The sequence below is a fragment of the Peptoniphilus sp. HCN-40583 genome (assembly GCF_037892835.1).
Classification (GTDB): Bacteria; Bacillota; Clostridia; order Tissierellales; family Peptoniphilaceae; genus Aedoeadaptatus; species Aedoeadaptatus rachelemmaiella.
In genome coordinates, this window is record NZ_JBBKBU010000032.1 from 1 (window position 1) to 20841 (window position 20841).

Annotated in this window: 20 protein-coding genes; 16 read left to right on the forward strand and 4 right to left on the reverse strand. The window is 50.1% G+C overall.

Annotated elements, in window-relative coordinates:
* The 12 genes from WKT05_RS09270 to WKT05_RS09325 all read left to right on the forward strand — a co-directional run.
* Nucleotides 1–769 (forward strand): S-layer homology domain-containing protein (locus WKT05_RS09270; protein ID WP_340413849.1); only part of this gene is annotated, 769 nt, incomplete at its 5' end.
* A gap of 739 nt (nucleotides 770–1508) precedes the next feature.
* A complete protein-coding gene (locus WKT05_RS09275) occupies nucleotides 1509–2303 on the forward strand; it encodes a copper amine oxidase N-terminal domain-containing protein (RefSeq protein WP_340413850.1) in 795 nt (264 codons plus the stop codon).
* 113 nt (nucleotides 2304–2416) lie between these two features.
* On the forward strand, nucleotides 2417–2875 hold the full coding sequence (locus WKT05_RS09280; RefSeq protein ID WP_340413851.1) for a CtsR family transcriptional regulator: 459 nt from the start codon (nucleotides 2417–2419) through the stop codon (nucleotides 2873–2875).
* A gap of 11 nt (nucleotides 2876–2886) precedes the next feature.
* A complete protein-coding gene (locus WKT05_RS09285) occupies nucleotides 2887–3399 on the forward strand; it encodes a UvrB/UvrC motif-containing protein (protein ID WP_340413852.1) in 513 nt (170 codons plus the stop codon).
* Nucleotides 3392–4381, forward strand: a complete 990-nt coding sequence (locus WKT05_RS09290; RefSeq protein ID WP_340413853.1) for a hypothetical protein — start codon at nucleotides 3392–3394, stop codon at nucleotides 4379–4381. Before WKT05_RS09285 ends, WKT05_RS09290 begins: the two co-directional genes overlap by 8 nt.
* Nucleotides 4381–6831, forward strand: coding sequence for an ATP-dependent Clp protease ATP-binding subunit (locus WKT05_RS09295; RefSeq protein WP_340413854.1), 2451 nt, complete (start codon nucleotides 4381–4383; stop codon nucleotides 6829–6831). The genes WKT05_RS09290 and WKT05_RS09295 overlap by 1 nt, the downstream gene beginning before the upstream one ends.
* Nucleotides 6821–8176 (forward strand): DNA repair protein RadA, encoded by a 1356-nt coding sequence (locus tag WKT05_RS09300; RefSeq protein ID WP_340413855.1) that lies wholly within the window; start codon nucleotides 6821–6823, stop codon nucleotides 8174–8176. Before WKT05_RS09295 ends, WKT05_RS09300 begins: the two co-directional genes overlap by 11 nt.
* Nucleotides 8177–8187: 11 nt before the next feature.
* Nucleotides 8188–8553: a DUF5684 domain-containing protein gene (locus WKT05_RS09305; protein WP_215507010.1), complete on the forward strand. Its 366-nt coding sequence runs from the start codon at nucleotides 8188–8190 to the stop codon at nucleotides 8551–8553.
* A 110-nt stretch (nucleotides 8554–8663) separates the two neighbouring features.
* Nucleotides 8664–9317, forward strand: coding sequence for a response regulator transcription factor (locus tag WKT05_RS09310; protein WP_340413856.1), 654 nt, complete (start codon nucleotides 8664–8666; stop codon nucleotides 9315–9317).
* Nucleotides 9305–10174 (forward strand): sensor histidine kinase, encoded by an 870-nt coding sequence (locus tag WKT05_RS09315; protein ID WP_340413857.1) that lies wholly within the window; start codon nucleotides 9305–9307, stop codon nucleotides 10172–10174. Before WKT05_RS09310 ends, WKT05_RS09315 begins: the two co-directional genes overlap by 13 nt.
* An 83-nt stretch (nucleotides 10175–10257) precedes the next feature.
* Entirely contained in the window at nucleotides 10258–10914 is a 657-nt protein-coding gene (locus tag WKT05_RS09320; protein WP_340413858.1) for an ABC transporter ATP-binding protein, read from the forward strand.
* Nucleotides 10850–13402, forward strand: a complete 2553-nt coding sequence (locus tag WKT05_RS09325; RefSeq protein WP_340413859.1) for an ABC transporter permease — start codon at nucleotides 10850–10852, stop codon at nucleotides 13400–13402. Before WKT05_RS09320 ends, WKT05_RS09325 begins: the two co-directional genes overlap by 65 nt.
* 115 nt (nucleotides 13403–13517) lie before the next feature.
* On the opposite strand, the gene WKT05_RS09330 is transcribed toward WKT05_RS09325, so the two are convergent.
* Nucleotides 13518–14027: an ECF transporter S component gene (locus tag WKT05_RS09330; protein ID WP_340413860.1), complete on the reverse strand. Its 510-nt coding sequence runs from the start codon at nucleotides 14025–14027 to the stop codon at nucleotides 13518–13520.
* A 223-nt stretch (nucleotides 14028–14250) separates the two neighbouring features.
* On the opposite strand from WKT05_RS09330, the gene WKT05_RS09335 reads away from it, so the two are divergent.
* Entirely contained in the window at nucleotides 14251–14631 is a 381-nt protein-coding gene (locus WKT05_RS09335; protein WP_340413861.1) for a hypothetical protein, read from the forward strand.
* 32 nt (nucleotides 14632–14663) lie between these two features.
* Here the strand turns inward: WKT05_RS09335 and WKT05_RS09340 are convergent, their stop codons facing one another.
* Genes WKT05_RS09340 through WKT05_RS09350 form a run of 3 tightly spaced genes read right to left on the reverse strand, consistent with a single transcriptional unit; the run spans nucleotide 14664 to nucleotide 17037 of the window.
* Nucleotides 14664–15128, reverse strand: coding sequence for a dihydrofolate reductase (locus tag WKT05_RS09340; RefSeq protein WP_340413862.1), 465 nt, complete (start codon nucleotides 15126–15128; stop codon nucleotides 14664–14666).
* Nucleotides 15125–16336: a GNAT family N-acetyltransferase gene (locus WKT05_RS09345; protein WP_340413863.1), complete on the reverse strand. Its 1212-nt coding sequence runs from the start codon at nucleotides 16334–16336 to the stop codon at nucleotides 15125–15127. Before WKT05_RS09345 ends, WKT05_RS09340 begins: the two co-directional genes overlap by 4 nt.
* Nucleotides 16337–16380: 44 nt before the next feature.
* On the reverse strand, nucleotides 16381–17037 hold the full coding sequence (locus WKT05_RS09350) for a GntR family transcriptional regulator (protein WP_215507001.1): 657 nt from the start codon (nucleotides 17035–17037) through the stop codon (nucleotides 16381–16383).
* A gap of 192 nt (nucleotides 17038–17229) precedes the next feature.
* Here WKT05_RS09350 and WKT05_RS09355 point away from each other — a divergent pair, with 192 nt between their 5' ends.
* From WKT05_RS09355 to WKT05_RS09365, 3 genes are all read left to right on the forward strand, one after another.
* On the forward strand, nucleotides 17230–17994 hold the full coding sequence (locus WKT05_RS09355; RefSeq protein ID WP_340413864.1) for an alpha/beta fold hydrolase: 765 nt from the start codon (nucleotides 17230–17232) through the stop codon (nucleotides 17992–17994).
* A gap of 9 nt (nucleotides 17995–18003) precedes the next feature.
* Nucleotides 18004–19542: a UDP-N-acetylmuramoyl-tripeptide--D-alanyl-D-alanine ligase gene (locus WKT05_RS09360; protein WP_340413865.1), complete on the forward strand. Its 1539-nt coding sequence runs from the start codon at nucleotides 18004–18006 to the stop codon at nucleotides 19540–19542.
* Nucleotides 19543–19667: 125 nt separating this feature from the next.
* Nucleotides 19668–20840, forward strand: coding sequence for a D-alanine--D-alanine ligase family protein (locus WKT05_RS09365; RefSeq protein ID WP_340413866.1), 1173 nt, complete (start codon nucleotides 19668–19670; stop codon nucleotides 20838–20840).
* Nucleotide 20841 lies beyond the last annotated feature (1 nt).

Sequence of the window (20841 nt, forward strand, 5' to 3'; positions counted from 1 at the left end):
TGCTAAATGCGGCAGCATAGAAAAACAAGTAAAAGTAAAAATCACTAAGGTTTCGTCAAAGCCACAGCCTAATCCGAGGCCGGAAAATCCGAGCCATCCAAGCATAAAGCCGGCACCGACACCGGATAGGTCGGGTAATTTTGTGACGCAACCCTCTAACGAAGTGTCGAAAAATCTTCCGAAAGAAGAGAACAAGAATTTAACAAAACAAGAAGAGCTAAAGAAACGAAGATTTATAGACACCGAAAACCATTGGGCAAAGCATGCCATCGATTACGTCGTAGAAAAAGGCTACTTTAAAGGTGTTGGCAACGATCGCTTTGCACCCAACAAGTCTATTACCCGTGGCGATTTCGTCACCGTATTGGGCCGCATGGCAGGCATTGATCAAAGCAAATATACTTCCAATCCCTTTAGCGATCTGGAAAACAACTACGCCACAGCCTACATCATTTGGGCAGCAGAAAACGACATTGTGAAAGGCGTCGGTAACGGTAAGTTTGAATCGAATCGTCCCATTACTCGAGAGGAAATGGCAGTTGTCATGTCTAGGTACCTTTATGTAACGGGCAAAACCCTTCAAGACAAACAAGACGTTCCATTTAACGATCAGAGTGACATTTCCCCATGGGCACAGGAAGCTGTCAAAGATATGGCGAAAAAGGGCATAGTTCAAGGTATGGAAAATAGGTGCTTCTCACCGAAGACCTCCTTTACCCGGGCCCAAGTAGCACAAGTTCTATACAATATAGATAAAAATTCAAAATAAACGACGACTCCTTGTGAAGAGATCATGAAAGAAACACTTGCCGACATATCAAATGTCGGTAAGTGTTTCTTTTGGCACCAAAATATCCCTTGAGGTGCACTGACCCCCTAAAGTTGGACCAAGAAATCCAATCTTAGGGGGTATCTTAATGGCAAAATACAGTTATGAATTTAAGAGGAAAATCGTCGAAGAATACTTGTATGGGAAGACAAGCTATCTCGCCTTAGAGGATAAATAGCAAGTTAAAGAATCACAGATCAAGCTATGGGTCAGTAATCACAAACATTTTGGCGATGAAGGGTTAATGCGCTCAGGAAATAAACGCGTTTACAGTGTAGAGTTTAAGTTAGAAGCCATTACACGCTACGAAACGAGCGAATGCAGCTATCGACAACCGGCTCTTGAACTAGGCTTGACGAACCCATCCATCATCGCCAACTGGTGCAGGCAATATCGAGAAGAGGGCATTGAACGCTGTATCCGCTTCTACAATAACGATCGAATCAAAGAAAAGTTAGAAGGCTTGAGTTCGAAGTAATACCGTGAACGCGTGAAATCCGCTTAGAAAATATGTTATGTAAAAGAAAATGAGCAAGTGAAATGCTTACTTGATTAAGTCCAACTTGATGGGGTCGCTCTATCGAGCGAGTTGTTTTTTTGTGCGAAAATGGGCAGAGGAAAGAGAAAAAGGGTAAAAAGAAGACAAGTATCATCGCTTGATAAAGAAAGAAGGGGAAAGATGAAAAAGAGAAATGTATTGGTTCTGGCCCTGGCCCTCTTGGCCCTGCCCTCCATGGCTTTCGCCCAACGAGAGGTGAAATTAAAAGTCAACGGAAAGCCGGTGGTGTCGAAGCCCGCCGCCTTTATTGCTTCCGATCGCACCATGGTGCCTGTGCGCTTCGTGGCCGAGGCCCTGGACTATCAAGTGCTGTGGAACGAGGGAAGCCGCGACATTCTGCTGACGAAGATGAATTTCGATACAAACAAGCCGGAGCAAGCCCTCGTTTTGAAAACGGACGCGCCCCGGGCGCTGGTCATCGACAAAAAGGACGTGTCCGCTTTTTATGAAGCGACGACGAAGGATACCTTTACCATGGCCGATGTGGACGGGTATCTCAATCGGGCCAAGGTTGTGAATTTGGAATTGAAGCCCATCATTAAAGAAGACCGCACCTTTATTCCTCTGCGGGCCGTGGTGGAACTCTTCGGCCAACGAATTTTCTGGGATGGCGCGACCTACACCGTGTCCATCGAAGGCAATGTAGCCAAAACCGACGAGGAAATCGCCGGGGCATGGATGTACAGCAAATTGCCTGCGGAATACAAGAAGCCGCCCTTTAAATTGATCGACTCATTTTTTTATGATCGCGATGATCTGGCGAAGAAGCGGATTTACACCTACGATGTCATCGAAGATCACCCGGATCACATCGTGCCCGCAGCCCACTACCGCCTGGATTTAAACAAAAGCGTTTTTTACAAATACGACGTAGTGAACGATGTGTGGGTACGCGACCCTGAGCTGAATAAGTAATCGAAACGCCCTCTTCGGAGGGTGTTTTTATGTCATCCCGTAGAAAAGGCGGACCATCTCCTGATCTTGACATTCTTTGACTATAAACGTATACTGAAATCAGATAGGAGGCAATGATGGCACGTCTTAGCAATCACATCGAAGATTATCTGCGGGCCCTTTTAACGGAAAGGGAAGGGCAGATTGAAATAAAGCGAAATGTTTTGGCGGAGCATTTTAATTGTGCCCCCAGCCAAATCAATTACGTCCTCACCACCCGCTTTACGCCGGTGCAAGGATTTTTTGTGGAGTCCCGACGAGGCGGCGGCGGTTTCATTCGCATCGTTCAGGTGGAAATCAAAAACGATGCCGAATTTTACGATCGGCTGACGGAGGCCGTCGGCGGCAGCATTACCCAGTCCAAGGCCAATCAGATTTTGGATACATTGGAGGAGATGAACTATTTGACGGAAAATGAGCGCCATCTCTTGGGCCTCACCCTTTCCGATCAAGCTCTGGCCGTCGCCTCGGATAAACGAAACGCGCTGCGGGCCGATTTGTTACAAAATATTCTGTTGGGTATCTTTTCTTAAGGAGGTGCACCATGCTTTGTGAACACTGCCACGAAAATGAAGCGAAAATTACCTACACCATTGTGGAAGGCAATGCCATGCGGCAAAAGCACGTGTGCCCCTCTTGCTTCCAAGACTTTTTGGCGAAGCAATTTCCCGCATCGCAAATTCCGCCCATAGATATTCAGCCCATGATTCAAGAGCTGCTCTCTCTGTTTCAGGGCAAGGACGCGGAAGGGGAAGGGGATCGCTCCTGCCCCGTGTGCGGGCGCAGTTTAAAAGAGTTTCGCAAGACGGGAATGTTCGGCTGCGACAGCTGCTACGACACCTTCGCCGAAGAGCTGAAGGCACTCCTGCCCCGCATGCAGGGAGCCGAACGCCATGAAGGGACCATGCCCGAGGCCTTCAGAAAGGATCGGGAAGCCTCGGAGAAGGAACAGGCCCTTCAAAGTCGCCTGGATCTTGCCGTGGCGGAAGAACGCTACGAAGATGCGGCCCAATTGCGGGATGAAATCAAGGCCATAAAGGATGCGCGCCATGGATAAGGATCAAATTTTACTCACATCCCGCATTCGCCTGGCGCGAAACATCAAGGGCTATCCCTATCCCGGCGCCATAAACCCGGATCAGGCCAAGGCCCTTCGGGAGAAAATCACCGAGGCCCTTCACGAACACGAGGATCTTTGGACCCTTTACGAATTAAAAGACGGGTCGCTGAAAAATCTCTACGATTTGGAAGAAAATTTAATCAGCATGGCTCTGTTAAAAAATAAAGACCGCGGCGCTTATTTTATCGGCGACGATCACCGCTCCATTATGATGATGGAGGAAGATCACCTGCGGATTCAGGCCATGAAAAAGGGCTTTCACTTAGACGAAGAGTACGAAGCTGTGGCGGCCCTTGCCCGCTTTTTCGAAGAAAAGCTTCCCGTCTCGTACGACGGGGAGTTGGGCTATTTAACTGCCTGCCCCAGCAATGTGGGCACGGGTCTGAGGGCCGGCTGCATGCTGCACCTGCCGGCGCTGGACACACTAGGCATGGATAGAATCGAGCGCTCCATTACCCGCATGGGCTTTGTCCTCAGGGGCATGGGCGGAGAAGGCTCAAAAATTCTGGGGCACATGTATCAGCTTTCAAACGAACGCACCCTGGGCCTCAGCGAAGAGGAATTTTTAAAGCGGGCCAAGTCCATTTCCCAGGAAGTGGCGGCCCTCGAGCGCATCAAGCGCAAAGAAATGTATTTGGATCACTTAATCGAGTTGGAAGACATGGCGCGGCGCAGCTACGGCATTTTGCGCAACGCCCGCATCATTACCTTTGAAGAGACCATGCTCCACTTGAGCCACATGAAGCTGGGGATCGATTTGTCCGTCTTAAAGCCCATGCGGGACTTCGATCTCTACGATGCGGTGATCCACATGGGCAAGGCCCATTTGCAAATGGAGCGGGAAAGCTTTCTCGACGACAGGAGCAGCAATATTTACCGCGCCAACAAGGTGCGTCGATTTATAAAGGAGGTATTTTAATGGCAATGTTCGGAAAATTCACCGAAAAAAGTCAACGGGCCATGGTTTTCGCCCAGTCGGAAGCCAGGGAACAAGGCCATTCATATATAGGAAGCGAGCACATTTTGCTGGGCTTATTAAAAGAACCGGGAGGCGCCTCGTCTATATTAGGGCAGGTGGCCGTGAACTACGAGCGGGCGAAAGAGGCCATTGGGGGAATCGTGGCGCCGGAAGACGTGACGGTAACCTCCCTCACCTACACGCCCCGCACGAAAAAAATCTTTGAGCTGGCCCTTGAGATCGCCAACGAGCTGGGGCACAATTACATCGGCACGGAACATTTGCTTCTCGGCATTTTGCGAGAAGGCAAGGGCGTGGCCGTTTTGGCCCTCAAAAATTTAGGCATCGACATTACGGTCTTGGAGCGGAGCATCTACATGGCCATTCGAAAGGTGGACGGCAAGAAAAATGACGAGGAAGCCTTGGAATCGGAAAGTGCCCTGGAGGAATTCGGCTACAATCTAAACGACCGAGCCCGCATGGGAAAAATCGATCCCGTGATCGGCAGAAAAGACGAAATCGAGCGCATCATTCAAGTGTTGGTGCGCCGCACGAAAAATAATCCCGTCTTAATCGGGGAGCCCGGCGTGGGGAAAACCGCCATCGCCGAAGGCTTGGCCCAGCGCATCGTGGAGGGCAATGTGCCGGAGATTATTAAGGACAAGGAGATCTACACATTGGACGTCTCCGCCCTTATCGCCGGCGCCAAGTACCGCGGCGATTTTGAAGAGCGACTGAAAGATGTCATCGCCGAAGTGGAAGCTCGAGAAAATGTGATTCTCTTTATCGACGAGATCCACGTAGTCATCGGGGCAGGCGGCGCGGAAGGGGCCATGGATGCCTCCAATATTTTAAAGCCCACCCTGACCAAGGGCGAGATGCAAATTATCGGTGCCACCACCATCGACGAGTACCGCAAACACATCGAAAAGGACACGGCCTTCGAGCGCAGGCTCATGCCCATTATGGTGGAAGAGCCTTCGGTTGAGGACACGATATTGATTTTAAAGGGCCTTCGGGATAAATACGAAGCCCACCACAATGTGAAGATCACCGACGAAGCCTTGGCGGCGTCGGCGGAACTTTCCCACCGCTACATTAACGACCGCTTCCTGCCCGATAAGGCCATCGACTTAATCGACGAAGCGGCGAGCAAATTACGCGTAGAAAATTTCAAGAGCCCCAACGGTTTAAAGGAATTGGAAGATAAGCTGAAGAAGCTTTCCAAGGAAAAGGAAGAGGCGGTGAATTCACAAAACTTCGAAGAAGCGGCGAAGGTGCGCGACGAAGAAAAGAAGGTAAAAGAAGCCTTGGCCGATGAAAAGAAACATTGGGACAAGGAAAAACACGCCCAAAACATGACCGTGGACGAGGAAGAAATCGCCGAAATCGTGAGCAAGTGGAGCGGCGTGCCCGTGACCACCATGAATGCGGAAGAAAGCGAGCGCTTGGTCCATTTGGAAGAGGAATTAAACGGCCAAGTCATCGGCCAGCCCCAAGCGGTGGAAGCCGTCTCCCGGGCCATTAAGCGGGCCCGCGTGGGCTTAAAGAGCGCCGACAAACCCATTGGCAGCTTTATCTTCGTCGGCCCCACCGGCGTCGGCAAGACCTATCTCGCCAAGAGCTTGGCGAAATCCCTCTTCGGCGACGAAAGCGCCATGATTCGCGTGGACATGAGCGAGTACATGGAAAAACACAGCGTCTCCCGCCTCGTCGGTTCGCCTCCGGGCTATGTGGGCTACGACGAAGGGGGCCAGCTCACGGAAGCCGTGCGCAGAAAACCCTATTCTGTCGTGCTCTTCGACGAAATCGAAAAGGCCCATCCCGATGTGTTTAACATCCTCCTTCAAATTTTAGACGACGGCCGCCTCACCGACGGTCAGGGCCGCACCGTGGATTTTAAAAACACCGTGTTGATTATGACCAGTAATGTAGGCGCCACCCTTTTGAAAAAGCAAAACACCGTGGGCTTCGGCGCCCCCGATGAAGGGAACGAAAAGGGCTACGACAAAATGGTGGAAACCATTCAGGGCCGCCTGAAGGAAACCTTCCGACCGGAATTTTTAAACCGCATCGACGAAATCATCGTCTTCAAGTATCTGGAAAAAGAACAAGTGAAGGAAATTGTGAAGCTCATGCTTCAGGATCTTCAAACCCGCCTGGAAGGCAACGACTTTTCCGTTACCTTCGCCGATGGCGTGGTGGACTACATCGGCAAGGAAGGCTTCGACGAAGAATACGGCGCCCGCCCCTTGGTGCGCTCCATTCGAAAAAACATCGAAGACCGCCTGGCCGACGAGATCCTCTCCGGCAAGGTGCACAAGGAAAAGGCCATTCACATCGATGTGGAAGAAGACGGCCTCACCTTCGAAGAAGAAAAAGTGGCGGAGACCGTAACCAATGAAGCATAAGGCCTATTGCTGCACGAGCTGCGGTTACAAAAGCGCCGGCTACTTTAGCAAGTGCCCGAACTGCGGCGAGTGGAACACCTTCGAAGAAGTGTCGGAGGAAAAGAAAGCCGGCGGCCGCGCGAAGGCCCATCGGTCGGCGCAGCGGCTGAAAGATGTCTCCGGGGAAAGCAAGCGGCGGCTGAAAAGCGGCATGGAAGAATTCGACCGAGTCATGGGCGGCGGCATCGTGGAAGACGGGGTGAGTATTCTCGCGGCGAAACCCGGCGCCGGGAAATCCACCATCCTCTTTCAAATTGCAAATGCCTTGGCCGATGAGGGCCACCGGGTGCTCTACGCCTCAGGAGAAGAGAGCGAGAGCCAAATCAAGATGCGAGCGGAACGCATCGCCCCGTCCATTGCCGAAAATATTTGGATCTACTCCGGTACCTCTATGGACGATGTGTGCCACTGGATCGAGGACGTGGATGCTGATATAATTATTTTAGACAGCATACAGACCTTCACCTTGGGGGAATTTCCCGCCCGAGCCGGCACCCCGACCCAAACCATGGAGTGTGCCAATCGCCTGGTGGACGTGGCGAAAAACCCGAAAAACCCGAAGGCCGTCTTTATCGTGGGTCAGCTCACGAAACAGGATTCCCTGGCCGGCGTGCGGGCCCTGGAGCATTTGGTGGACACGGTGCTTTTCATCGACCACGAAATGCAAGACGAGCTGCGCATCCTGCAGGCCACGAAAAATCGCTTCGGCTCCACGGGAGAAATGGGCTTTTTCAAGATGACCGAAGGGGGCATGGTCTCCATCGACAATCCCTCCGCCCACTTTATGACCGCGCGGGCGGCGGGGAGCGAAGTGCCGGGAAGCGCCATGTGCATCGTCCGCGAAGGCACCCGCAGCATGATCGTGGAGGTGGAAAGTTTGGTGTCGAAAAGCTTCACCCCCTATCCCCAGCGCATCTCCGAATGTTTGCGCCGCGAACAGCTCGGCGTGCTCCTCTCTATTTTAGAAGAGCGGGGCGGCATGGGCCTCTACGACAAAAATGTGGTGGTGAAGACCACGGGGAATCTAAGGTTAAAAGAAGGGGCCGCCAATTTAGGCACCCTTCTTTCCATCGCATCGGCGGTGGCCAATCGCCCCATTCCCTCAAACACTTTATTTATCGGCGACGTGGGCCTCACCGGTGAGCTGAAACAAGTGCCCGCCATGGCAAGCCGCATCAAAGAGGCCGTGCGCATGGGCTTTGAAACCATCTACACCCCGCCCCTCACCACCGATCAAAAAATCGAAGGCATTACCCTACGAGAGCGCCGGATCTTATCCGATGTGATCAAAGATCTTTTAAACTAAAGGATGAAATTATGAACAATATGGAACAATTTGCAAATTCCTCGTCGAGCACGGCGCTTTTTGCCGGCATCGGCATCATCACCGCCATCGCCTGGTGGAAACTTTTCTCCAAAGCAGGCTTTGCCGGCATCCTGGCCATTATTCCCATCGTGAACCTGGCCGTGGCGTCGAAAATCGTCTTTAACAGCTACTGGTATGCCCTGCTTATGGTCGTGCCCTTTGTCAATGTCATTTACGCCGCCGTCCTCAACTACAAAATGATGAAATACTTCGAGTGCAGCACGCTCTTCGCCGTGCTCGCTGTCTTCTTCCCCTTCCTTATGCTCCTTCCCGCCTTCGGAAGCAACGAATACCACGGACCGGCGACAAATGTGTAAGAAAAAGCCCTTATTCTTCGGAATAGGGGCTTTTTTTGTGTATAAATAGCGTAAAAAAAGCCGATGACGGAAAAGGCATTTGCTATAATATGGGCATAAGGAGAGAGTGAATGAAAAAGATTTTAATTATAGAAGACGACAAACACTTAAATAAGGGACTGGCCATTGCACTGGCAGATGAGGGGGAGATTCTATCCGCCGCCACGCTGGAAGAGGGGCGAAGTCTGGTGGATCGAGCAGATTTAGTGCTTTTGGATTTGAATTTGCCTGACGGGGATGGATTGGATTTTCTCAAAGAAATTCGCCTTCGCTCTCAAGTGCCCGTGCTTATCGTATCTGCCATCGACATGGAGACGCATATAATTTCCGCGATAAAATTGGGTGCCGACGATTATTTGACGAAGCCTTTTTCACTGGGGATTTTACAGGCGAAAATCAATCATTGGGTAAATAAGGATGAAGGCATGAAGAAGGCGGTATTTGAAAAAGGACCGTTCACTTTCGATTTTTCGAAGCATGTTTATCTCAATGAGGGGCAGGTATTGGTTCTTACACCCATCGAAGCGCGCATTCTCTATTTTCTCGTCGCATCCGATGGGGGCATTCTTACTAAAGAAGCGTTGATGGATAAAGTTTGGGGAATGGATGGGGATTTTGTGGACGGAAATACCTTGGCAGTCAATATAAGTCGTCTCCGAGGAAAACTTAAACCCCATGAACCCATTGAAACGGTGTTCGGAGTAGGTTACCGATGGTCTTTCTAATTTGTATTTTAATTCTATTTCTCGCGTGGTTTGCTTTCGACGATTGGCGTGTGCGGCGAGAGTTTCGCGCTTTTTCTCGGTGGATTGAGGCTTTAGAGGAAGGCGCGGAAGAGTCGCCTGCATTCGATGAAAAGGAACGATCCAAGGCACAGTCCAAGCTTGCAGCTTATCTGCGTGCCAATCACGTGCGGGAGAGAAAACTCGCCGATGAAAAGGAAAAGACCGAAAGGCTTATTGCCGATATTTCCCATCAGACCAAGACACCGCTCGCCAATTTAATGCTCTATAACCAGCTTCTGAAGAAAGAGGTCGAAAGCCAATATCTGTCCGTGATGGATGAAGAATTACATAAACTGAAGTTCTTAATCGATAATTTAATGAAATCTTCTCGCTTGGAAGGCGGTATGATTAAATTGCAGAAACAGCCGGTATGTATGGATGCGATGATTCGCGAGGTATGCATGGGGCTTCAAGTACAGGCAGAGGAAAAAGGGGTGGACTTTGATCTTGACTTGGAGAAGGTAAAGGTCGAATTGGATGCGCGATGGATGAAAGAAGCGATCCACAATCTGGTGGAGAATGCCGTAAAATATGCGCCCGAGGGCAGTTCGGTGCGGATAAGCCTCTATCCCACAACGTTATCCCATCACTTGAGCGTTGAAAATGAGGCAATGATGGCGGATGAGGACCCGGCAGTGCTGTTTACACGTTTTTATCGCGGAAAAAATGCCATTGGTAAGCCGGGATTGGGGCTCGGTCTGTTTATTGCCCGGGAGATTGTGGAGCAAGAAGGCGGTTCGATGAAAGCCTTGTGCAAAGAGAACAGTATTTGTTTTCAAGTGACAATACCTTTTTAAGTTTTTTCCTTCTTACAAAATCGTAAGAGCGTGTGCAAAGCCTTTGTAAGATCCCTTTGATACACTGAGAGGGAGGTGAAGCTATGTTAATTGTCGAAAATTTAAAAAGGTATTACGAAGGAGAAAATGTCACCGTGAAGGCGCTGGACGATGTGTCCTTTCAAATTGATAGTGGCGATTTTGTCGCCGTAGTTGGAGCATCGGGTTCGGGAAAATCGACCTTGTTGCACTTAATAGGCGGCCTGGATATGCCCACGGATGGGAAGGTAGTCATCGACGGGGTGGATCTCTATGCATTAAAAGAGGATGAGCGTACTATTTTTAGGCGGAGACACGTGGGTTTCGTCTTTCAGGCATATAATTTACTTCCCATGCTCACGGTTTATGAAAACATCCTTTTGCCATTCGGTTTAGACGGCGAAAAGCCTTCGTTGGATTATATGCAAGCGATTGTTTTTCGTTTGGGTTTGGAGGAACAGTTGGACAAGATGCCCAATGCCCTTTCCGGTGGCCAACAGCAGCGGGTGGCCATCGCTAGAGCATTGGTGAGAAAACCGGCGCTTATTTTGGCGGATGAGCCCACCGGCAATTTAGATTCGAAAACCTCGGCGGAAGTGGTGGCTTTGTTTCAGAGCATTAATCGTGAGATGGGGCATACCATCGTCATGATTACCCATGACGACGACGTGGCGCAACGAGCCGGTAAAATCCTGCGCGTCGCAGACGGGAAGTTGGTGTGAATCCATGCGGGTAAAGAATCGGATGTGGCTGAGAAAAATTGCGATGAGTCGCCTTAGGGAAAATGCGGGGCGCAGACGGGTCCTCTTTCTATCCATTGCCTTAAGCGCCCTTCTATTTACGGCTGTTTTTTCCATCATTTTTGGCATCGTGAAGAGCATGGAAATTCAAACCATGCGCACCATCGGCACGACAAGTCATGGAAGCTTTAAAGAGGTCGATGACAAAGCCATTCGCACCTTAGCTCGAGATTCGCGTATCGTCGACTACGCCGTGAGGCAATTAATTGGTGTCTCGCAAGATGAGAAGATCCCTTTGGAAATAAGTTACTTGGATGAAAAGGGCTTTCAGTGGATGCTTATGGAGGACATGAACGGCCATTTTCCGAGGAAAAAGAACGAAATCGTTGTAGAAAAACAAGCCGTGGAGAAGATGGGATACAAAGGGGAGATCGGTGAGAAAATCCACCTTGTCTATCATGTGATCGATCGTTCTTCTTCGGAAGTATTGGCTCGAAAAAACGACGATTTTGTCATCGCGGGAACGTACAAAAGTCCTGTTGATTCCAATGTGGGTGTCGGGCAAATCTACGTATCGAAAGCCTACGCCGACGAGCAAAGGGTTCCTTCGAAAAATCAGGAAATGGAAGTTCGCTTAAAGCATTCCTGGCGCATTAGACGGCAATTGCGTGCCATCGCCAAGGATGCCGGCTATGCGACCCCCCAAAGTCCCGCATCGGCGGAAGAAAAGACTCTGCGTTTAGGCGTCAATTTCGCCTATTTTTCAAACGATGAAAATTTTGACTACACGATTTTTCTGCCTGCGCTTGCCATGGTGTTTTTGATTTTTCTATCCGCCTATCTCATTATCCACACGGTATTTGAGTTATCCGTTGCTGAAGACGTGCGCCTGATCGGTTTATTAAAAACCTTGGGAATGACGAAAAAGCAGACGAGGCAACTCTTATATTTCCAAGGCTTGATGGTCGATTTGCCCGCGACGGTCGTCGGTGAAGTCGGGGGATTTGCAATCAGTGCAATGATTTTAAATCGCCTCTTTGAACAAAATGCGATGCTGGCGAATGTTCGACCCGATGTTGCGTTTTTCGCAGGCGTGGGCATTGTTTCCGCCGTCGTCACTGTGTGTACTGTATATCTCTCCATCTTTAGACCGGCGCGTTTGGCGGAGAAAGTTCCTCCGATTCACGGGGCGCAGTATACTGATACGGTCGTGGGAAATTATAAAAACCGACGCAGTTTTTCGCTCGGACGTTTGGCTGTTCGAGAAGTCTTTCATAAAAAAGGACGATTTACATCTGTGGTATTGTCCATGGCATTGGCGTCGATCATCTTAACATCTGTGTTGACCTATACGACAAATATGGACATAAAAAAAGGCCTCTCCGATACGATTACCACCGACTACAATGTGGCGAGCCCCGCCTATTTTCGGTACGAGTATCTTGGTAAGGACGCAGCTTTGGACCCAGAGTATTGCAGGAAAATCGAGGAACTGCCCGGATTTGTCGGCGGTGGAGGTATTTATGGGGCAGGTTACGGGAGCGCCTATCCGGAGGTAAAAATAAAGGGAGAAACTGTTTTTTCCGTACTCTTCGGCATGGATCCATATTTAGTGAAAAAACAGTCCTTTTTGGAAGGCCGCTTCGATGAAAAAAGCTGGAATGAGGGAGACGGTGTTATTCTCGGGATCGAACAAGGCGGCGGAAGGACTTTTTCCGTTGGAGAAAAAATCCATGTGACGGTAAAGGGTGAAGAGAGGATATTAACGATTATGGGAAAAATTCCCTATAACTTTTCCAACGGGTTACGTTATTTCATGGAAGTGGGGAAAGATAAGGATCTCCCCGTGAGTGAAACGAATCCCGCGCGTGATCGCGTTTATTTATACATCTCTCCAAAAAGCTATAAGGCATGGATGAAGAATTCAAGTTTGATGTCTTACGGATTTGACATTGAGAAGCAGTCGAAAAAAGACTTTGACGATGCATTGGATAAAATGGAGAAGAAAGCGGATTTTTCTTACGATTCCAGAGCGAAGCAAGAAAAGTCATTTGAAGACACGAAGCATTTAATCGAGCTTGCCGGTTATAGTCTTGCTTTCGTTCTTTTCCTCATCTCCGTCTTAAATTTCATCAACATCATTGCCACAGAGGTACTGAAAAGCCGGCGTGATTTGGCGATTTTGGAAACCGTAGGAATGACCCGGAAAAAGCTCAAGGTCTATTTGGCGGCGAAGACCGCTATCTATTCTGTTTGTAGCTTTTTTGCGGCATCTTTCTTCATGGCCTGTGTGGGCAATTATCTACTAAAACGTGCGATGAAGCAGGCGATGTGGCTTGACGTTCAGAGTAAGTGGTGGCCATTATTCCTTGTGCATGGCGTAAACGCCTTAATCGGGGTGGTTTTTGTGTTGGCTTATTACGAAAGCAAAAGCAAAAAGACCTTAGTTGATCGAGTGCGCGATTTGTAGATTTTCGTTTCTCGCTGTGCTTCTGCTTCTAAGCGGGATCGTAGATAGAAAAAAGAAGGGGGAATAAAAAGAGGCAGGGAATGATTACGTTCTCTGCCTTACTCGATGGATGAAATTATAGTGTGACGTCTTTCAAGATTCGGCTCATGGGCGGAATAAGGACGCCGACGATAATGGCGGAAACGGTGATTTGCAGGATATTTCCCGGAATATTGGCCAAGGGGACCAAGAGGGATTTAAACATGATGGCTTCGCCGATGTAGTAGGTGAGCACTTTGACGACGGTGACCAAAACGGCGGCGAGGACGTAGCGGCTTAAGCGGAAGTCCCGTGTGTTTAAGGTGGCCATAATATAACCCATAATCAGTGCGGAGATCACCGTCATCGGCGACCAAGCCACCCAACCGCTGGTCAGATCGAAGAGGCCCATGCCTAAAGCGCCTGAAAGCATGCCCACCCGCTTGGAAAAAAAGATGCAGGCGAGGAAAAAGGGCACATTCCCCAAGTGGATCAGGCCGCCGTTGGGGGCGAAGGGCAATTGGATTTTCACGAGCCACGTAAAGACGTAGACCAGAGCGATAAATAGGGCCGTGAACACCAGTTCACGGACAGAATATTCTTTCATTGTATGTATACCTCCTAATTCATTATTAAGTATACTAGAGATCGGAATAGTTTTAAACGCTTTTACCTGCATTTTTATGGATGAATAAAAAAATAGCTTGCGGAAGTCTCCCGAAGGTTTTACTCGTGCGGGGGGGTATAAATAAAACGGTAAACCGGCGCCTTGCAAGTCGGCAGCACTCAGATTTCTCAATAATATACTCTCGAAAAGAAGGAGGCGCGGAATGAAATCACTGAAACGAATCATCTTTCTCGCCCTTATGATCGGCCTGGGATTTTTGTGGCAGTTCATCGGCGTGCGCTATGCCGAAGATGTGAGCGGGCCCGATATGTACGCCGCTCAATGGACCTTTCGCCTGGCCTTTTTATTTATAGAAGGGCTACTGGCCTATGGTTTCGTCGCCCACATGAGCAGGGGAGAAAAAATTCTGTGGGGTTTCGGACTTTTGGTCCTTAGTTTGATCGGCGTGTATTTGGCTTTTTCGGGAAATGAGAAGATGTTCGGCTGGATCGTAATCATGTGGTACAACGAGCCGCCCTTTTCGTTTCTTGGCGGTCTCTTGCTCTTGAGCGGGATCCTAGATAGAAAAAAGAACATAGCATAAAAATAAGGCAGGGAACGATGACGTTCTCTGTCTTATTTTTTCCGTATCCAATGTTCTTCCGTGGCTGCATCGGTGATGGGTGTGGTTTCGATCAACTCGAAATCATCCTCTAATGAGGGGATTTTCACATCGCCGCCGGAGCGGTAATTGACCCGGGTAATGTAGGCTTCCTCGATGCGGTGAAAGAGGGCTTTAATGATCCCGGCGCCGCCGACGAGGAAGATTTTTCTATCGCCGTATGCTTTGAGCTTTTCGTCCAGCGCTTCTTCCGAGGAAAAGTAGAAGAGGCTTTCTTCATCGGGAAGATTTTTTCGCGTCATGACGCCGGTGATGCGGTGGGGAAGTGTCCCCGTATCCTCAAAGGTTTTTCGGCCCATAAGGATCACCTCGCCGGTGGTGCGGGCCTTGAAGCGGGCCAAGTCTTCGGGGATAAAGGTAATCTGCTTGCCGTCTTTTGCGATGGCATTGTCCAAATCGGCGAGAATTAAAAGAATCATCGGATGGTCTCGATTTTCGCGCTCATTTCCGCGGGATGGACGCGCACCAGTTCCGCCCGCGCCCGATCCGGGGTTTCTGAGAAGATCACCAGCTGTCCCGGCGAGGCCTCGTGGCGCAGGCGATTGGTCTCGAGAAGATCTTTGCGCAGCCCTGTGATAAAGAGGTCGAAGACGTCGATTTTTGCGAGTTTTCTCGCCAGGGTTTCTTCTAAGAATTTTTCCATGGCATCGGATTGGGTGGAGAAAGGCACGTCGATGACGGCCAAAGTATCGAAGGGATTTTCCTTTAAAGCGTCGATTTTTTCGGCGAAGCTGTTGTAGAAATCCGCATCCAGATTGTAACGACCGCGCAGATCTTCCGCCTCCAGGGGCATTTCCACCGTGGAAAGGGAGGGGCTTTCAGATTCGAAGGCCGCCCGATAGCCGTTAGTGGAAAATTCATGGTTGGTGCCGATTAAAAGGGCGGTTTTGCTCTTGCTCAGGCGATCGGCTTCGGAGGCGCACTTCGCCGGAAGATCGAAGTCGTCCAGGGGGCGAAAGGCGCGGTTGCCGTAGAGTGCGGGAGCGATAAAAGTGTATTTCCCCGTGCGGCGTTTGGTTTCTTTGGCGAAATCCAGCCAGGAGGCGTCGTCTCGTAAAAGGTCCACGACGAAAAGGTGCTCCTTCGGGAAGTGGTTGCGAATCACGGGAATCAGTTCGAAATCTTTCGTGCCCATGGTGAAGTACATAAGGGGCAGGTTTTGGCGATGGTCGAAAAGGGGAAGGGGATTTTTCGTCTTTCCCGTCACCTTTTTCTCGAAATCCAAGCGCATGCGGTCGTTCGGCCCGCGGTATTTGGATTTCGGCGCGAAACCGCAGGCTTCGTAGAAGGCGCGGGCGGAGAGGGGCCCTTCGGCGGTAAGGATCTGATCTTTTTCCAGTCGGGTTTCCAAAAAGGCCATCATTTGCTTGCCCAGGCCTTGGCGCTGTTTGTTGTAGGAGATTAGGATTTCCTCAACGTGAAGGCCTTCCTCCGTCTTTTTCGTCACCATGGCGCCGATTAATTCATCGTCGTCAAAGAGGCCGTAGAGGACTTTGTCCCGATCCCAGGTTTTTCGCGCTTCGTCGAAGGCCTCATCGTAGGGATTAAATAGGATGTGCTTTCTCAGGGCGATGGCTGCCTCGTGGGCCGGGGAATCGTAGGCGATGGTGTTCATATAAATGGTCATGTCATCCTCCAATAAAAAATACAGGGGATCGCCCTGTATTTTGCTTAGTCGTCTGTAGCTGTCTGACCCACTTCGGAAAAGTGATAGGTCCAATGGGTGTGGGCGAGAAAATCTTTCAGTTCTTCAATTTTGTTTTCCCGGAAGAGATCCGTAATGCGGGAGTGTTGTCGATTGGTGTCGTGCAAAAGCTTTTGAAAGGCTTCGTTGCTGCCCATGTCGTGGCCTTGGCGAATGAAGCGCCGTTGCAGGCGGTCGATGGTGTTAATCAAGGTTTCGTTTTGAGATTTTTCGATGTAAATATCGTGGAAGCGCTCTTGCAGAATAAAATACTCGTCGAATTGGAAGCGGTCGATGTGAAAATCCATGAGCTCGACCAAATCGTCCATGGCTCTCAAATCATCCTTCGTCAGATTGCCGGCGGCCAGTTCCGCAGCCAGGGCATCCAAGGGCGCGAGAATGCGGTAAATATCTTCGCTTTCTTTTTTTGTCAGGGGTTTGACCCGAAAGCCCCGACGAGGTGCGGAATCCAAGAAGCCGTCTGCGGCCAATTGAATTAACGCTTCACGCACCGGCGTACGAGAGATATTTAATTGCTGACAAATGTCTTGTTCATTTACTTTTTCGTTTGAATTAAGTTTGCCGAGACGGATCTGATCGGCAATAAAATTATAAACATGGTCTTTTAAAGATAAAAATTCCATTCTGTAACCTCCTTAAGAGACATTCATTATTAGTAATCATAACACCGGGAAAATGCAATGTCCACAATTTTTGAAATTTGAATACAATATGTATTCAACAATTCGCTGAAATATTCTTTGCGGACAAAAATGCGTTGTAAACCTCGGAGCGAGGCGACTCCTATGGTATAATCATTTTTTAAGGGGGATGAGATGGAGAAAGAAATTATCCGCATCGACGGAAAAAACATTGCCGTCTACGACACGAAGACCGGGGAGGATGTGGCCTTCGTTTTGCACGGTTGGGGCGCGAACATCGAATCGGTCATGCCCATTGTGAGCAGCATCAAAGATCGCTACCGGGTCATTGCCTACGACAGCTTGGGCCACGGAGACAGCGACGAGCCCGATGAAGTCATCGGCGGCGACGATTACGTGGATCTTTTAAGGAAGCTCTACGATTACTACCACGTCAATCGAGCCACCTGCATCGGCCATTCTTTCGGCGGAAAGACATTGAGCGTCTTCGCCGCCCTCTATCCCGAAAAGGTGGATAAATTGGTTTTGGTGGATGCTTCCGGCGTGCTGCCGAAGCGGTCTTTTACTTATTACAGAAAGGTGTACACCTTCAAGCTTTTAAAGAAGCTTTACAGGCTGCTGTTTTTCTGGCAGGACACGGATGCGGCCATGGCGCGTTTTTACAAAAACTTCGGTTCCGACGATTACAAGGCGGCGGATGGGATCATGCGCAAGGTCTTTGTGAAGGTGGTAAATGAATCCACGGAAGATTACTTCCCGAAGATTCAGGCGGATACCCTGTTGATTTGGGGCGATGAAGACGACGCCACGCCTCTTTCCATGGCCAAGGTCTTTGAAGAAAAAATCCCCGAAGCGGGCCTCGTGGTCCTGAAAGGCGGCCACTACAGTTACCTCGACGCCTACGGTCAGTTCGACGCCGTGTTGCGTTCATTTTTATAAGGAGTCACTATGTATCATTCAGTTTCTTTTGTGATCTTTTTAGCCATTTACCTGGCGCTGAGTTTTGCGCTCTACAAGCTGTTTAACGAGCGGGCCCTTTATCCCCTCCATATGCTTCAATTGGAAGGCTACAACGAAGGGGAGTACAAGGCGTGGATTCGCACAAACGGCGACAAGATTAAAGCGTTTCGCTACGCACCCACCTCGGAAAAGACGCCCCTGGTGATGACGGAGCGGGCCACGCGGCTTTTTAATGTGCACCGCTTATTGAATCGCCTGCTCCTCTTGGTGGCCCTTCTCGCCGCCGTGGCCGCCTACGGTGTGTCGCCTACGTTGGCGACGGTGGTCTTTGCCATTTTCTGTGTGGGGATTTATTATTTCCAATACGCCATCTTGATTTATGCCAATCGCATCAATTATCCCAAGGAAATGAAGATCAATCAGGGGTTTTACGATTCGGCGCAGAAAAAGGTGCGGGATCTGAAGGAAAAGGGCCTGCAGGTCGTGGGCATTACGGGAAGTTTCGGCAAAACCTCCACGAAATTTATTACCTCCACCGTCCTTGAAGAGGCCTTTGTGGTACAAAACACGCCCTCTTCTTACAATACGCCCATGGGCCTTTCCAAGGTCATTAACAACGAGTTGGACGAAAAAGACGAGATCTTCCTCGCCGAGCTGGGCGCCAAAGAGCCCGGGGAAATCGCCGAAGTGGCGGAGCTGGTGCAGCCTTCCATCGGGATCATCACCGCCATCGGGCCCACCCACATGCATCTGTTTAAGACCATCGAAAACATTCAAAAGACCAAGTACGAGCTCATCGAAGCCTTGGCCGAGGGTGACATCGCCATTTTTAATTACGACAACGACTACGTGAAGCCCTTGGCGGACAAGACGAAAAAGCGCACCATTCGCTACGGCATGGAAGCCATCGACAAGCTGGACGTCTATGCCAAGGACATTGCCGTACACGAGCGGGGCAGCTCCTTTACCCTGGGCTTTAAGGGCAAGGGCGAAGTGAAGGCGGAAACGAAGCTTTTAGGCAAGCACAACATTTCCAACCTCCTCGCCGCCGCCAGCGCAGGCTATGTGCTGGGCATGGCGCCTGAGGCCGTGGCCCGCGGCATCGGCAAAGTGGAACCGGTGGAACACCGCCTGAACATCGTCGACGGCGGCACGGGGATCATCGTCATCGACGACGCCTTTAACTCCAATCCTGTCGGCGCCCGGGCGGCGCTGGATGTGCTGAGCCAGTTCGAAAAAGGCAAGAAGATTATCGTCACGCCGGGCATGGTGGAATTAGGCGATATGGAAGAGGAAGAAAACTACAAACTGGGCAAGGAAATCGCCGGAGTTTGCGATATTGCCATTCTCGTGGGCAAAAAGCGCACAGCGCCCATTCAAAAGGGCCTTATGGATGCGGGCTTCAGCGAAGAGAAGATGATCGTGGTGCGAAACCTCGACGAAGCCACGGCATCTTTAGGCCATGTGGCAACCGTAGGCGACGTGGTGCTTTTCGAAAACGACCTTCCCGATTCCTACGACGAATAATGAAGCGGCTTTCGGGCCGCTTTTTTAATGCATCTTTTTTACGCAATCTTCACGGATCTTTATTATTCCCTGCGCCGTCTATGATAGAATAAAACAAGAATTACCACGAAGGGAGAACGTGCATTATGAAAACAATCGCTGTATTTTTCGGCGGACGCAGTGTGGAACACGAAGTCAGCGTCATTACCGGTATGCAAGTGATGGAAAATTTAGATAAATCCAAATACGAGGCCGTGCCCGTCTACATTACCAAGGACGGCAAGTTTTTAGGCGGCGAAAGTCTGTCGAATTTCAAAACTTTTAAAGAAGGCAATTTCGACGATACATTTGAAGTGTATTTCAAAGCCGGAAGCGGCGGGAAACTTTACAGACTGGAAGAGGAAAAGGGCGGTCTCTTTTCAAAAGGCGGCATGAAAGAAGCGGTCTACGCCGACGTGGACATGGTGTTTGTGGCCCTTCACGGCACCTTCGGTGAAGATGGCTCCATTCAAGGCTACTTCGACACCATGGACATCCCCTACATCGGCTGCTCCACCCTTTCCGCCGCCGTAGGCATGGACAAAATGATCATGAAAGATGTCTTTCGCGCCCACGGCATCCCCGTTATGGAGGGGAAATGTTTTTATCGCCGTCAGTGGCGTGAGGAAAAAGAGCATGTGAAAAAGGCTATCGGCGAGCTGGGCTATCCCGTCTTCGTCAAGCCTGCCAATCTGGGCTCCTCCATCGGCATTACGAAAGTGAAAGAAGCCGCGGCCCTTGACGATGCCATGGATCTCGCCGCAAGCTACGACCGCAAGATTTTAGTCGAAAAGGCGGCGGAAAATCCCCGGGAAATCAACTGCGCTGTCTTGGGCTATGCAGGAGACGTGATCGCATCGGCATTGGAAGAGCCCGTTGGCTGGAAGGATCTTTTGAGCTTCGAAGATAAATACGTGGGCGGCGGCAAAAAAACCGGCCCGAGCAAGGGGAAAAATGCGAGAAACTGTCCAGCTGATGTAGACGAGGCCTTAAAGAAAAAAATCGAAGACTTGGCGAAGGATGCCTTCACCGCCATCGACGCCTGCGGTGCGGCCCGAATCGATTTTCTCGTCGCCGAAGGGGAGCCGGTGGTCAATGAAATCAACACCCTGCCCGGCTCCATGGGCTTTTACTTGTGGGAGCCTGTGGGCATTCCCTTTGCCGAGTTGTTAAGTAGAGTCATCGAATTAGGCGAGATCCGCGCGAATGAACGCAAGGACACCACCTACAGCTACGAATCCAATTTATTTACGAAAACCACCTACGGTAGCAAACTGTAAG

Bases quoted from the DNA above. Each gene is read 5' to 3' on its own strand.
- WKT05_RS09275 (WP_340413850.1), top strand. From the start codon at position 1,509: ATGAAAAAGAGAAATGTATTGGTTCTGGCCCTGGCCCTCTTGGCCCTG.
- WKT05_RS09280 (WP_340413851.1), top strand. From the start codon at position 2,417: ATGATGGCACGTCTTAGCAATCACATCGAAGATTATCTGCGGGCCCTT.
- WKT05_RS09285 (WP_340413852.1), top strand. From the start codon at position 2,887: ATGCTTTGTGAACACTGCCACGAAAATGAAGCGAAAATTACCTACACC.
- WKT05_RS09290 (WP_340413853.1), top strand. From the start codon at position 3,392: ATGGATAAGGATCAAATTTTACTCACATCCCGCATTCGCCTGGCGCGA.
- WKT05_RS09295 (WP_340413854.1), top strand. From the start codon at position 4,381: ATGGCAATGTTCGGAAAATTCACCGAAAAAAGTCAACGGGCCATGGTT.
- WKT05_RS09300 (WP_340413855.1), top strand. From the start codon at position 6,821: ATGAAGCATAAGGCCTATTGCTGCACGAGCTGCGGTTACAAAAGCGCC.
- WKT05_RS09305 (WP_215507010.1), top strand. From the start codon at position 8,188: ATGAACAATATGGAACAATTTGCAAATTCCTCGTCGAGCACGGCGCTT.
- WKT05_RS09310 (WP_340413856.1), top strand. From the start codon at position 8,664: ATGAAAAAGATTTTAATTATAGAAGACGACAAACACTTAAATAAGGGA.
- WKT05_RS09315 (WP_340413857.1), top strand. From the start codon at position 9,305: ATGGTCTTTCTAATTTGTATTTTAATTCTATTTCTCGCGTGGTTTGCT.
- WKT05_RS09320 (WP_340413858.1), top strand. From the start codon at position 10,258: ATGTTAATTGTCGAAAATTTAAAAAGGTATTACGAAGGAGAAAATGTC.
- WKT05_RS09325 (WP_340413859.1), top strand. From the start codon at position 10,850: ATGACGACGACGTGGCGCAACGAGCCGGTAAAATCCTGCGCGTCGCAG.
- WKT05_RS09330 (WP_340413860.1), bottom strand. From the start codon at position 14,027: ATGAAAGAATATTCTGTCCGTGAACTGGTGTTCACGGCCCTATTTATC.
- WKT05_RS09335 (WP_340413861.1), top strand. From the start codon at position 14,251: ATGAAATCACTGAAACGAATCATCTTTCTCGCCCTTATGATCGGCCTG.
- WKT05_RS09340 (WP_340413862.1), bottom strand. From the start codon at position 15,128: ATGATTCTTTTAATTCTCGCCGATTTGGACAATGCCATCGCAAAAGAC.
- WKT05_RS09345 (WP_340413863.1), bottom strand. From the start codon at position 16,336: ATGACCATTTATATGAACACCATCGCCTACGATTCCCCGGCCCACGAG.
- WKT05_RS09350 (WP_215507001.1), bottom strand. From the start codon at position 17,037: ATGGAATTTTTATCTTTAAAAGACCATGTTTATAATTTTATTGCCGAT.
- WKT05_RS09355 (WP_340413864.1), top strand. From the start codon at position 17,230: ATGGAGAAAGAAATTATCCGCATCGACGGAAAAAACATTGCCGTCTAC.
- WKT05_RS09360 (WP_340413865.1), top strand. From the start codon at position 18,004: ATGTATCATTCAGTTTCTTTTGTGATCTTTTTAGCCATTTACCTGGCG.
- WKT05_RS09365 (WP_340413866.1), top strand. From the start codon at position 19,668: ATGAAAACAATCGCTGTATTTTTCGGCGGACGCAGTGTGGAACACGAA.